General features: G+C 33.0%; 7 protein-coding genes. 2 read left to right on the top strand and 5 right to left on the bottom strand.

The features are described from left to right. The first annotated feature begins 8 nt into the window (after window positions 1–8). Together ACFQ1R_RS08615 and ACFQ1R_RS08610 are read left to right on the top strand one after the other, a co-directional pair. Window positions 9–2,129, top strand: a complete 2,121-nt coding sequence (locus tag ACFQ1R_RS08615; RefSeq protein ID WP_379925751.1) for a RagB/SusD family nutrient uptake outer membrane protein — start codon at window positions 9–11, stop codon at window positions 2,127–2,129. Between the two features lie 89 nt (window positions 2,130–2,218). Next, on the top strand, window positions 2,219–3,451 hold the full coding sequence (locus ACFQ1R_RS08610) for a glycoside hydrolase family 88/105 protein (RefSeq protein ID WP_379925750.1): 1,233 nt from the start codon (window positions 2,219–2,221) through the stop codon (window positions 3,449–3,451). A 479-nt stretch (window positions 3,452–3,930) separates the two neighbouring features. Here the strand turns inward: ACFQ1R_RS08610 and ACFQ1R_RS08605 are convergent, their stop codons facing one another. The 5 genes from ACFQ1R_RS08605 to ACFQ1R_RS08585 form a co-directional block, all read right to left on the bottom strand. After that, complete coding sequence (locus ACFQ1R_RS08605; RefSeq protein ID WP_379926325.1) at window positions 3,931–4,125, bottom strand: IS3 family transposase; 195 nt, start codon at window positions 4,123–4,125, stop codon at window positions 3,931–3,933. Between the two features lie 237 nt (window positions 4,126–4,362). After that, window positions 4,363–6,195, bottom strand: coding sequence for a T9SS type A sorting domain-containing protein (locus ACFQ1R_RS08600; RefSeq protein WP_379925749.1), 1,833 nt, complete (start codon window positions 6,193–6,195; stop codon window positions 4,363–4,365). Between the two features lie 179 nt (window positions 6,196–6,374). Continuing rightward, window positions 6,375–8,174 carry a prolyl oligopeptidase family serine peptidase gene (locus ACFQ1R_RS08595; RefSeq protein WP_379925748.1) on the bottom strand — a complete coding sequence of 600 codons (1,800 nt, stop codon included), beginning with the start codon at window positions 8,172–8,174 and terminating at the stop codon, window positions 6,375–6,377. Between the two features lies 1 nt (window position 8,175). Next, window positions 8,176–11,166, bottom strand: coding sequence for a glycoside hydrolase family 2 protein (locus tag ACFQ1R_RS08590; RefSeq protein ID WP_379925747.1), 2,991 nt, complete (start codon window positions 11,164–11,166; stop codon window positions 8,176–8,178). Beyond that, complete coding sequence (locus ACFQ1R_RS08585) at window positions 11,166–14,063, bottom strand: glycosyl hydrolase 115 family protein (protein ID WP_379925746.1); 2,898 nt, start codon at window positions 14,061–14,063, stop codon at window positions 11,166–11,168. The genes ACFQ1R_RS08590 and ACFQ1R_RS08585 overlap by 1 nt, the downstream gene beginning before the upstream one ends. Window position 14,064 lies beyond the last annotated feature (1 nt).

Below are 14,064 nucleotides of genomic sequence, written 5' to 3'. Positions count from 1 at the left end.
TGAAAATCATGAAAAAATTAGTTTATATATTAATGGCGGTACTTATGATGGTAACTACTGCTTGCCAAAAAGATTTTTTGGACGTTGAAGCTCCATCAAATGTAGATGAGGATTTTGTATTAGCATCACCAGAAGATGCACAAAAAGTATTGTCAGGTATTTATAATATTTGGTATGACTTAGACAGATTACTTTATTATGAAACAGAAGTAGTGGGTTCAGATTCTGAATGTCATCCAGAAAATTACAGTTCACAATCGCGTCACATACCAGAAGGGTTATTTGCATCCGAGCATCTTATTGATGATTCCAATGCACGACCAACATGGAATGAATGTTTTCGAATTATTAACCGTTGTAATATTATCTTAGAATCTCTAGACGGTAAAGATGCATATCAAAAAGCAAAAACAGCAGGAATACCTAGTGCTTGGACACAAATATATGGAGAAGCACTTGTAGCACGAGCAACTTGTTATAAATTACTAGTGCGTTATTTTGGCGATGTTCCATATTTTGATTACCCTTTAAGAACCAAATCACAAACAGATACTTTAGGGTTAACTTCAAGAGATATTGTTTATGAAAGAGAAATAGAAGCTCTTAAAAAAGTAGTGCCATTAATGTACCGTTTGGGAGAAGGTGGGTTAAATGCAGAGCGTTTTTCAGGAACCTATGGATATGCTTTGATAGGACGATTAGCATTTGATGCAGCAGGATACCAATTAAGACGTACTGATTTTAATTATGGTAGTGTATCATTCGATCAAATTGGTATTGAAAATGACACATGGAAAGCTAAATACGTAAGAAGAAGCGATTGGCAAACTTTTATGACAACTGCAAAAAATTACTATTTAAAAGCTGTAGAAAACGCAGGAACTGCACGTTTAATTGAAACTGATTCAAGGGGTGCTAGTTTTAACAATCCGTTTCAACGTAATTTCCAATATTTAATGGATCTAGAAGTGAGTCCAGAATCATTATACGAATCAGGATATACTCAAGGTTATAACTCCGATTTTCCATATTCATTTGGACGTCCATCTGGTGGTCCAGGTTCTAATGGTTATCCAGCTAAAAACTATGGTCAAGCACGTATTTATGCAAGTTTTTACTACGGAGATTTTCAACCAAACGATAAAAGACGCGATGTTACAGCATGTGTAACAGGAAACTCTGGTAAAGCTTCAGAAATATTAATGAACTTTGCACCAGGTAGTCGTGAAAAAGGAGGTTTAGCTATGAACAAGTTAGATGAAGCCCGATTTAAAGATCCGTATGAAGCTAAACAACGTCAATCTGGATGTAATTGGCAACAATTACGTATGGCTGATGTGATGCTAGATTTAGCTTATGCAGCCGCAGCAACAGGTGATGAGGTTACAGCAAAAACATATTTCAAAAAAGTACGTAGTCGCGCATTTTCAACAGCAGATCAAGCGACGTTTGTTACCAGCTATGTTGATGGTAAATCAGGTCAAGCATTAATAGATGCAATCGCTTTTGAACGTAAATTGGAGCTTGCAGGTGAAGGTAAAACACGTTGGGACATGACGCTTTATGGTAAAATGCCAGAACGTATAAAAAAATTACGTGATAGACAAATAGCGATGGTCAATGGTCTGAAAACGAACGGATATTATACGTTTCCAGAAACAGGTATGACAATTTCTAATTATGTTTGGACAAAATATGTAAACATTAAAACAGAAATTGATCCATCATTAAAATTATTAACAGCGCAAACACCTGCTGGAATTACTACTGCAGACCCAAAATATCCAGTATTAGTACCAGGTTGGAGAGGAACTAGCGATACTTGGACAGATTATATTAGTACATTACCTAGTAATAAAGTAAACTTAGCTATTAGAGGATTATATGAGTATATCGATCCAAATGGACCAGTTGCTTTAGCTTTACAAGCACAAGGTTATGTTAAAGCACCTTGGGGTGCAAATATTATTGCAAATGAAAGTCAGTATACATCTGATATATTTAAGGGATATCCTGATTCTTATTATACAGCAGGACAACCACCACGCTATATTAGAGCAATACCGTCAGCAACTTTAGAGCAATCTTACGGGCATATAACCCAAGGTTACGGTCACGCTTCAGAATAATAATTATAATTTTTATATATTTAATAACCCGCTTCAAATATGTTGCGGGTTATTATTTTTAATTTAAAGCTCAATTATTTTTTTAAACTATGATATATAAAAGCAAAATATCACTTATAATTTTTATTGTTTTCCTATCAGTTATTAATGTAAGTTTTAGCCAAACTAATAAAAAAACAAACGAAAAAGATCCATCAAATGACAGATTGTTAATTTCAGATTCCTTAAAATGGTCTGAACGTATGGCTCTGTCAATATTGAAACGTAATCCAAAAGCTTGGGATATTGATTATATTCCTGAACCAAAATGGGAGTATAAGGTCGGTTTAGTATTAAAGGCATATGAAAGACTTTATGAGGCTACAAAAAATGAAGCTTACTATAATTATATTAAAGATTTTGTAGATACCATGATAGATAGTACAGGCACAATAAAAGGGTATGAACTTGAAAGTTATAATATAGATTTAATCAATTCAGGAAAATTACTTTTCAACCTTTATGATAAAACTAAAGAAGACAGGTATTTAGTGGCAATTAAAACCTTAAGTAAGCAATTAGAAAATCATCCAAGAACAAAATCTGGTGGTTTTTGGCACAAAAAAATATACCCAAATCAAATGTGGTTAGATGGGTTATATATGGGCGAACCTTTTTATGCACAATATACCGTTGAATTTGAAAATGGCAAGAATTTAGATGATGTTGCACATCAATTTGAATTACTACACAAACATGCTTTTGATAAAAAAACAGGATTGTATTTTCATGCCTGGGATGAAAGTAAACAAATGCCTTGGGCAAATAAAGAAACAGGTACAGCACCAAATATTTGGTTAAGAGCTTTAGGATGGTATGCGATGGCTTTAGTTGATGTGTTAGATTACATGCCTGAAGCCCATCCAAAACATCAAGAATTAGTAGTTTATTTAAATGAATTGGCTGAAGCTTCAAGTCATTTTCAAGACGAATCTGGATTGTGGTATCAAGTCCCTAACATGCAAAATAAAGAAGGTAATTATTTAGAAGCTTCAGGTTCTGCGATGTTTATTTATGCTTTTGCCAAAGGAACGCATAAAGGCTATTTACCAAATAAATTTGAAACGATTGCAAATAAGGGTTTTGATGGTTTAATAAATAAATTAGTAACCGTTGATGAAGATGGTGAAGTTCATTTAAACCAAATATGTAAAAGTGCTGGGCTAGGAGGCAACCCATATAGAGATGGCTCTTATGGATATTATTTAAGTGAACCTATTTTAACAGACAATTCTCATGGTTTAGGTCCATTTATTATGGCTGCACTTGAGTTAAGAAGATAGTTTTAAAATAATATCTTCTATTTTAAAAACCAAAAAGGCTGTTTATAAAATTAGAAACTGCTTTTTTGGTTTTTATTAATAATATTTTTTATTCTTTCTTTACTGTTTTAATTGTAACTGGTTCATTAAGTGAAACTTTTAAAAAACAAACATCTAAAGCTTTGTCTTCAATATTTAATTAATTTTATTGCCGTTAGTAAGGTGTTTTTTAGATGAAATTTATGTGACAAAGTTCGATATATTATCGATGACCATTAGTTACTATATTTACACCTCTAGCAACTTTTACATTACCACCCGAAATATTGAAACACCAATTTTATTTTGTCCAGAAGGGGTGTTGGCTATTTCTTAAAAAAAGCCAATGTATAAAGTGCCATCTAAAATATTTTCAATACCATTTCTGCCATTAGCATAACCAATATAAATTTGGAATTGCAACATAAAAGTAGAGGCATTTTAAGCAGCTTCTTTTTTATTTATCGCCATTGCATTTTCACCTGGTTCGGGGTTAGGTAATCAAGCGCTGAATGCCTTCTTTTTCTGTTATACCATACTTCTATATAATCGAATATCTCAAGCTTAGCCTGTGCCCTGGTCTGAAATTTACTGTGGTATACCATTTCCACTTTCAAAGTCTTAAAGAAGTGTTCTGCTTTGTATGTTAGTAAAATCTATGGATCTATCACTCCAATTGTTTACATTATAAAAATTGGAATCAAAAGCATCTACCCAAGTTGTGGTTTGACTAAAAGCGGATAAAGTTGAAATTAAAAACAATAATTATGCACTCCAATTAAGAGAGTTTATTTTAATTAGATATGTTTTCATGATATTTTTCATGCAAAAAGGGTACATATTTTTTAATATGTACCCTTAGTTTTTTAATTATGATTATTAACGAAAAACGATTATTTTGTTAATAATTTTACTGATTTTGTGCCTTCAAAAGTTTTAACGGTAGCAATATAAAGACCAGATTTTAAATTGAAGTTTGTATCATTATTTGTTTTAAATGATTTAACTAATGCACCAGTAATTGAATATATATTGATTTCAGAAGAAGATTTTACATTTGAAACATAAACTCTATCTCCAATAGCATAGACATCAGTTGATACGTTAGATAGTTTTTTATTTAAACTTAAAGTACCTGAATAAGCAGAGTTAACATATAATGAATTTGGAACTACTAAGCCTGTTAATTTATATGCAGCATTTCTCCAAATAGTAAGTGCTTGTGAAGAAATATTTGCACCATTACCCATAATGGTTGCACCATAACTAAACGATAAAGCTACAGCATTAACTGTTAATACATCTGTTGTAGCAGTACCTAATCTAGTTCCAGAAGGCAAGTAGTTAATTACCATTGAAGTAGCAGGGTCAGTAGTGTAAGTAGTTGTAGCTAAGCTTTGACCTCCAGCAGTGATATCTAGGTTAATAACAGCATCAATAGATTTAGTGCCACCACCAGAAGTACCATTATCTGACGCAGTAGCTGAACCAAAAATTGCTACATTATTACCTCCCGCAAAACTAATACCACGAAATAATTCATTACCTTGGTTTAAAGGATCTACTGTTACAGCAACATCTGTTTGAGAGCTAGGAACTGAAGCATCTGCATCAGTAACTGCTTTTCCGTCTCTAAACGCATAAGATTTGTTATATATAATTGGAATTGTAACATCTTTAACTCCTAATTTTCCACCTGGTTTAAAAACAGCAGCACCAGAACTAAAAGTTTCTTGAGCAATTACTAAATCAAAACCAGAAAGTGCAGGAATTTGTGTTCCATTTTGGTCAGACTCTATGTAAGTTACCTCAAAATTAGCATCAGATTGTAACATGGTAATAACAGGATCTGCGCCAGGAGCAGAAGCTCCAGTGCCTTGCCCAACACCAATTTGATTTAAGTAAAGTACTTTTTTAGCTGTACCAGCTACTGCTGTAATAGTTATTTTACCATTTAAATAATCGGTAACTACTGATAGTGTTTTACCTCCAGCAGGAACTATTTTACCATTGGCTACATAACCATTAATTTTTGATTCTAGAGCAGCATTTGTAATTTCTAATGTGCCTCCATTTACAACAATAATTCCTGTACCTGGACGAGATGGTTGCTCATCGATATCAATAGCATTAATAGTGGTAAGGCCACCATTAATATTTAAAGTACCTCTGCCAGCATAGTTACCTAATAAAATACCATTAAGAGTAGATGTTACTGTACCACCGTTTACATTAAATATACAGTCACCCGCATCACCTATTATTAATTGGTTTTTAGTATTAACTATACCACCATTAACATTTACAGTTTGAGTTGAAGTAGCATTAGTACCAAAACGACCTTGATTTCTAATATTAATGTCTGCGCCAGTTTCAATGTTTAATTTACCAGCACCAAAGTAATTTCCTGAACCAGCATATAGCCATAATTTTGCTGCTAATGTTAGTTCAGAGTCGGCTTGTAATGTTAAATGACTAATGTAGTCTAAAGTATTAGTAGTCGCTGGTAAAGAACTTAATGCGGCACTTAAAATAGGTTTGTTGGTTACAGGTGCAATAGATACGTCATTGGCTGGTACAGGTATTGTACCCAAATCCCAGTTAGTACCTGTTCCAAAGTCAGTATTAGTTGTTCCTGTCCATGTAATTACCTGTGCATTAATCATTCCAACACCGAATATCAGTGTGCAAAATGATAAAAAATTCTTTAGTAAAGTTGTTTTCATAATTTAGTAAAGTTGTTTTTGGTTAATAATTTAATTTAGTTTGGCTTTTTTTCATAAGAAATCACGAATGAAATAACCTATATCCTTCTAAATTAGGGCTGTAATAAGATAGCTCCATCCTGTACTTACCTGTAATAAGGAGAAAAATAGATAAAGTGCAATTTTATTGGGTGTATAACTTAGTTGTTTTTCAACTTTGAAAAAACATTATAAGGTATTTTGAAAACACTACCATGCCTTGTGCCATTTGGAAATTCTATTTTTTCTGAAATATCTTCCCAAGTTTTTAAATCTGTAGATTGAATAGCACCATATTTGTGATCTCTGTATTTATCAAAATAAACCACCCAATTTCCATCTATATAAATTGCGGTTGGTCCTTCAGCCCAATAGTTTCCTGTAATGGGTTCACTGGCTTTGGTGTAAGGTCCTGTTAAGTTATCACTAAAAGCTACTTTTAAATTCTTTTGAACAGGTTTTTTGGTTTCATCTTTTAGAAACATAACATACTTATCATTTTGTTTTTGAATAGTAGCATCAATCACATTAAAACCAGGGTCGTATAATATTTGGGTAGGTGAAAAGGTTTCAAAATTTTTAGTAGTGGTGTAATACATTCTGTGGTTGTAACCATTATCTTCTGTAGATTGGGTTTCTGGGAATTTGCCTGTAATTGTTGATGCCCAATAAATCATGTATTCCTTAGTAGTTTCGTCATACGTTATTTCTGGAGCCCAAGTGTTGCGTGTTTCTTTTTCATGTTCCATAACTGGAATAAATTTTTGTTTAGACCAATTAATTAAATCTTTTGATGATGCATAGCCAATACCCTTATCTGTCCAACTTACGGTCCAAACCATGTGGTAATAACCATCTCCACCTTTTATAATACATGGGTCGCGCATTAATTTATCTTTGCCAACTTCTGGGGTTAAAAAAGAGGTGTCGTTTTTTAAAGAAGTCCATTTAAAGCCATCTTCACTGTATGCTAAATGCAAACCATCTTCTCCATTTCCTTTAAAATATGAAAATATGTAAACTTCTTTTTCTGGAATAAACTTATTAGCTATTAGCCAATTTTCACAAGCTTTTGGCCAATTAAGGTGTGTTCCAAATCTGCCCAAACCAAATCCATGTCCGCCATTTTCATAAATATGCATTTCTGCAGGTACCTTATTTTCTTTTAAAGCTAAATAGTAGTTAATAGAATTTTCAACAGGAACAGCTCCATCATCTGTGGCGTGTACTAAAATGGTTGGCGGTGTATTTTTAGACACTTGTTTCTCGTTAGAATATTTTTCAATTACTGTATTGGAAGGATTTTTACCAAGTAAGTTTTCTTTGGAACCTTTGTGTGTAATACCATCTTCCATTGAGATAACGGGATAAATTAACATCGAGAAATCTGGACGCGCACTCGTTTGATCTGAAGCATAAACCACATCATTATAATGTGTAGATGCTGTTGATGCTAAATGGCCACCAGCTGAAAAACCTATAATACCAACTTTATTTGGATCTATATTCCAATCTTTAGCATGTCGCCTAACCATTCTTATTGCTTCTTGAGCATCTTGCAGCGGACCAATAGTTTTATCTTTCATAATAAGATCGCTTGGTAGTCTGTTTTTTAAAACAAATGCCGAAATACCAATCGTATTTAACCATTCTGCGATTTTATCACCTTCTTTTATATGAGAAAGAACAGAATATCCACCTCCAGGGCAAATAATTACCGCCGTATTTTTAGTGTTATTATTGTTTGCCAAATATAATTTAAGGGTAGGTGTTGTTACTTGTTTAATGGCATTTGGTTTACCATCAGTGTCTAACCTAAATTCTTCTTGATATGATTTATTTTCTATGGCATTTGGTACCTTATCCCAAAGCGGTATTATTTTTTGTTGAGATAACGATGGCGTAGAAATTGCCAAAATTAAACCTAATCCTAAATGCATTGTTTTTTTTAAATTCTTCATCTTATTGTTCATAAAATTCTATTTCTACTATGCGTAATTGTCCTTTTGCATCAACCGACTCTTTGTCTTTAAACATATCTAATTCTGCATTGGGATCTATTTCTACAATCTTATCAAAGGCATCATTTTCAGAACTTAAGCCTATTAATTCAATAGTTATTTCTTTTGCTAAAACTGGAGTTATTGGTATAGTGATGTAGCCCAAACTACGTTCTGTACTACCTTCATATACTAATTTACTATCTGCTAAAATACGAATAGGATAACTTTTTGTACGCCATCCTGTAAATTTTACAACGCATTCATTTACTAATGATGGCTTGGTTAAAGTATAAGTAATTTTGCCTGTTTTTATTTTACCATCGTTACGCCATTCGGTTAATTCATTATCATCAAAACTATTGTAAACGGTTTCTTGGTTGGATAAAGCGGTTGCATAACTTATAAAAACTGGTTTTCTTTTTACTGTATAAGAAGGTGTTTTTGGCGTTGGTCCTTTACCTAAATTTGATGGCATATTAATATCTGGTAATTGTTTAGAAAGACCGTTTATTGATGTAACAGGAATAGTTTTTAAGGTGATTTTAGCAGATTTTAAGCCTTTCGATTTTGCTGAAACGGTTATGTTATCAGCATCAAATCCAGATTGAATCATAATTCTGTTTATGCCATTTTCAACAGGTAATGTTTTAGAAAGTATATAATTGTTTGGACCTTTTGCAATACCACCCAACCAAGTAGCATTACCTTTTAATGAAAATTCAATAAGGTTATTGTTTATTGGGCATCTATTGCCATTTTTATCAACCACTTCAACATCAATCAATGCAACATCTGCTGCATTTGCTAAAAAACCTGTTGGACTTACATGAGATGTTAGTTTTATTTCGAACGGAGCACCAGCTGTTGTTTTTGAAGTTTCAGAAACTATGTTGTTTTGACTATCGTAACTTATAGCTTTAATGCTTCCTGCTTCCCAAGGAATGTTTTCAAAAGTGAATAAAAACTGTTTGCTTTGTTTACCGAATCCTTTTGATGCTCCATTTACAAAAAGTTCAACTTTATCACCAGAAGAAACCACATAAATATTTTTTATAACATCTTTTGTGTAATTCCAATGCCCAAGAATATGACTGCTATATTTTTCAATATCTACCCAACCATTCCACATAACTTGGTGAGCAAAAAAGCCGTCTTTAGGAATACGCATGGGGTCAACCTCTCCGCTTCGTCTGTAATTTTCAGCACCTCTAAAATGGGTGTTGGTATCAGAAAAAACAATATTTACGCCACCAGAGCTTATTCTGTTTCCTGTTCCAGGTCTTTCTATATAGTAATCGTACCATCTGGTAACGTTTTCAATGGCGTGCGAATCTTGGTTTCTGTTATACGGGCTAGCATCTGCTACTTTACTGCCATTTACGTTTGAATGTGTTGTACCACCTTCACCATCTTTGTGAAATGGCGGACTAAATTCATCCCAATATTTTCGTAAGCCTTCATCTCTAGAATACTCTGTTGCCCAAAGTGGTTTGCCAGCACTTTTATTTATGTACAACATTTCACCACCATATTCAGCAACGCGACTATCTAGCATTTCGCGAGAACCAATAGCACGTCCACCATGCGGATCGTAAGTATCTCGTATACTTTTCATTTCAAACATGTGCGCTTCGCTAATGGATTCGTTGCCAGATTCGTAAAAAATAATACTAGGGTTGTTTCTATTGTAAATAATGGCGTCTCGCATTAATGATGTACGTTGTATCCAATTAAAGCCTTGAGAATCTTTTTCAGCATCTCCAGCTGGCATCGCTTGCATTAAGCCTACTCTGTCGCAAGATTCTACGTCTTGTTTCCATGGGGTAACATGCATCCAGCGTACTAGGTTTCCGTTGCTTTCAATTATCATTTTGTTGCTGTAATCGCTAATCCATGCAGGAACAGACATGCCTATTGCCGGCCACTCGTTACTGGTGCGTTGAGCGTATCCTTTTATTTGAATAACCCTATCATTTAAAACAACTTCGCCTTTTCTAAATGCGGTTTTACGAAAGCCCGTTTTAGTACTTACTTCATCTACAATGTTTCCATCTACTTTTAAAATAGATTTTACTGTATATAAATAGCCATAACCCCAACTCCAGAAATGTAAATTTTCAAGGTATTTGTTTGCTTTTAAAATGGAGGTTTCTCCGGGCAGTAACGTTTTTTTGTCTCCTAAAAATTCAGATATTTTTTGTCCGTCTAAATCATAAATTTCAATTTGTAACTCGGCAGTTTTAGAAGTGCTGAATTCATTTTTAATTTCAGACTCAACATGTATGGTTGCAGTTGCATGTTCAATATCAATTGCCTTGGCATATACATAAGCACCTGTTGTTTTTAAATTTGAGTAGAGTGGAAGGGTTTGATATAATTTATCTGTAATATGTAGGTAAACATTTTTAGGAATGCCGCCTAAATTAACGTTAAAGTTTGTATTATTCCAGCGGTATGATGCACCTGTTGCCGTTTCTTTATATTTCCAATCGTTATCGATACGAAGTGCAATTACATTTTCAAAAGGATAGGGTTTTACAAATTCTGAAATATCGAAACCAAAAGCCATAACGCCATTTTCGTGCATGCCCACTTTTTGTCCGTTTACATATATAATACCACCTTGCCTAATACCTTCAAATTCAATAAATATTTTTTTATCTAAAATTCCTTCAGGTAACTTAAATGCTTTTCTATACCAAACAATACCCGTTGTAAAATCTGTAATTTCTTTCAAGAAAGTTTCATTTTGGTTGTAAGCATGAGGAAGTGTAACATGTTCCCAAGAAGCATCGTTAAAATTAATTGTTTCGGCTTCTTTATAATCACCAGTTTTTAATTTCCAATCAGAATTGAAATTGTATTTTGTTCTTTCAAATTCTTGAGAAAATAAATTTGTAGTTAGTGTTACAATTATAAGGAAGATGAATTTGTTTAATTTTATTAGCATTACAATTTAGTTTCGTTGGGTAATTTGTAAGGTAAAGTTTTTTTGCCAGAAGTATTTAAAACAAAATAATCTAACAAAACGCCAGCATCAATCATATAAATTATTAAGTTTTGCTTTCCTGTGTTTTTAATAGGAACATGTATTTGTTTTATGGCTTTGTTAGATAGTACATTTTCTTTCCACTCACTACTTCTACCTTCTGTTTTAAAATTAACAATTTGTATTGGTTCATCATTCCATTGCACTGCAACCTTAAGTTCGCCATCTGTTGTTAATGGATGTGTAGGAATAGCTACAAGTGTAATATTAGCTTTGTTAGTAATTGTTTCAGTATAAATTTCATATTCCAAAACAGGAGCGTTTTCATGGTTTGTACTAGAAGATGCATGTAATGGACTTGACTGCATAACCGATTTAGAATGTCCTAATCCACTAATTTCTTGCCAACTTAAATTTTCTTTATTTTTAATTTGAGAATATTGATTTGCATATAAAATTGCGTAACCATTTTTTTCAACAAAGCTATTTTGAGTTATATTTTTATAACTGTTAGAAATGTGTATTTGTATTGGTATTTCTTCGGAATTGGTTTGAATTATGAGCGTTTCGGTTGATGGTTTACCTGTTTTTATCCAAGAATCCCAGTCGATTGAAATATAAATTCGTTCTTCTAATGCTTCGGAAGTATTTAAAACTCCTGAAATTTTAGAGGTTTTTATCCAATTAGGATGTTGCTTTATTTGCCAAGTTCCAGATTCGGAATTTTTTAGATACACATCAATAAAATATGATTTTGAATCACCAACATAATACGTAGGTAAGCAATTTAAACCTTGCAGTGTTTTTAAAGTGTCTTCAATGGAAACACCAACAAGTTCTTTTGAATGACTTTCAGGAAACTCAATTGTAGGATTTTCATAAACAGGCAGCCTTCTTGGTTTCATATCCATTATACCATTCCATTTTCCGTTAGATAATTGATTGTAATTTTCTGTTAAGTGTTCAATGTTTAAAAAAGCTTCATTTGATAAATTTTTATAAATGGAAGCACTTTTTCTTCCTTGTTTGGCATATGCTAAAGCTTTATCTCGATACAAGAATTTTTTATTCATATTTGAAGCACCTTTTACGGGATAACTTACCAATTGCATAAAAGCACTTTTTAAAGTATTGGGTAATTCGTTTTCAATGGAGTTTACTTCTTTCTCAATAGTTTCATAAGCATTGATGCGTTGGGTAATTTCGTCGTTATTACTAAAAGGGTTGTATTGGGTATTAAAAATTTGCGTAGTTGGTTCTGTTTGGCTCCAACCCATAAATTCGGGTTTGCGCTCAAAAGCTAATTGATAATAAGTTTCTTTTATTTTGGTGATGTTTTTTGAAAATGCCTTTCCGAATATATCATCAAAAAATTGTTGTTGATGGGATGTTGTATATTTGGAATTTTGAAATTTTTCTGCATCATAAGCTATATCTAAAAAGAGTTGCGTACTATATTCGGCGGGTTTAATATCGCCTACATTTAATATCCAAATGGTTCGGTTATTTAGGTTGTAAGCTTTCATCATTTCTTCTCTTATTAAATGCGGATTTGTAGTGTCAAGCCACAAGTAATCGTGTGGTCTTCCCCAATAGGAAGCATGGTAATAAACGCCTGAGCCACCGCTACGTTTTTGTTCTTCAATGTTGCTTAAGGCACGTATGTAACCATAATTATCATCAGTCCAAACAAGTGTAATATCATCAGGAACTTTAAGTCCAGCTTTATATAAATCCAACACTTCTTTATAAACCGTGAAGGCTTGCGGAATGGTTTCAACCTTTGGGTTGATGTGTTTTTTTAATAGGGTTCTTTGGTCTGAAATAATGCCATCTAATAATTGAACTGCTTCATAATTATTTTTCACACCTTCCATACCACTATCATGTACCCCGCGCATACCCATAGTGTAAATGGCATTAAGGTTTTTAGCATTTTTCACACGGTTTTCCCAATAGTTAATTACGTTGGTTTTATTGGTAACATAATTGAAATCGCCAAAGGCTTGTTTATTCCACTCATCAACATTGTTACACAGCATAGGTTCTGCATGCGATGTTCCTATTACTATTTGATATGCTTCTGCTATTTTAGCATTATTTGGATAATAAAAAAAGGCTTTAGTGCTTGGATGCATAGCGGGCCAAATGGTATTTGCGTTTAGGCGTAATAATAATTCGAAAATTTTTGAATATGTTTTTGGTCCAATATCGCCTGTTTCGGGTTCAATGGTTTTGGCTGCCCAGGGTTGCAAGCCCCAATCTTCATCATTTAAAAAAATACCACGATATTTTACGGATGGGGATTTACTATAAAAATCTAGCTGTTTTAAAATGAGTTCCTTACTTTGTTTAACAGGTACATCTGCCCACCAATACCAAGGGTTTACGCCAATTTTTTTTGAGATATTAAAAACACCATAAGCAACACCACGCGCATTTGTACCAGAAATTACCAAGGCTTTTTTTATTTTTTTATTGGGATTTGATATGGTTTTGTATAAATAACTTTCCCATTGATTTTTGAATGATGAAGACAACTCTTTTTGGTTTAAAAAGTTACCAATAAGTTTAGATTTTATGCTTCCTATAACAATTACATTGCCTTTAGCTTCTTTTATTTTTGTAATAACTTTTGGTTTGTAGTTGGTTACTTGATAAATATCTTCAGCTAATAAATAGGCTGAAATAGAATCTAGTGAACTGCCTTTAATGTCATATAAAATAATTGCCTGATTTTGAGAGGTAAAAATTTCAAAATCAGGCAGATTACTTTTTTTTGTATTTACTATATATACATTTTTTAGCATTGTAATAAAGCCAATAAAAAATGTAAAAGTGAATACTATGTATTTCATA

Source organism: Mariniflexile jejuense (assembly GCF_042675665.1).
In the GTDB taxonomy this organism is placed as follows: domain Bacteria; phylum Bacteroidota; class Bacteroidia; order Flavobacteriales; family Flavobacteriaceae; genus Mariniflexile; species Mariniflexile jejuense.
This window is presented reverse-complemented; position numbering and strand designations above follow the sequence as displayed.

Coding starts and splice junctions, on each gene's coding strand:
- ACFQ1R_RS08610 (WP_379925750.1), top strand. CDS start 2,219: ATGATATATAAAAGCAAAATATCACTTATAATTTTTATTGTTTTCCTA.
- ACFQ1R_RS08590 (WP_379925747.1), bottom strand. CDS start 11,166: ATGCTAATAAAATTAAACAAATTCATCTTCCTTATAATTGTAACACTA.
- ACFQ1R_RS08615 (WP_379925751.1), top strand. CDS start 9: ATGAAAAAATTAGTTTATATATTAATGGCGGTACTTATGATGGTAACT.
- ACFQ1R_RS08595 (WP_379925748.1), bottom strand. CDS start 8,174: ATGAAGAATTTAAAAAAAACAATGCATTTAGGATTAGGTTTAATTTTG.
- ACFQ1R_RS08585 (WP_379925746.1), bottom strand. CDS start 14,063: ATGAAATACATAGTATTCACTTTTACATTTTTTATTGGCTTTATTACA.
- ACFQ1R_RS08600 (WP_379925749.1), bottom strand. CDS start 6,195: ATGAAAACAACTTTACTAAAGAATTTTTTATCATTTTGCACACTGATA.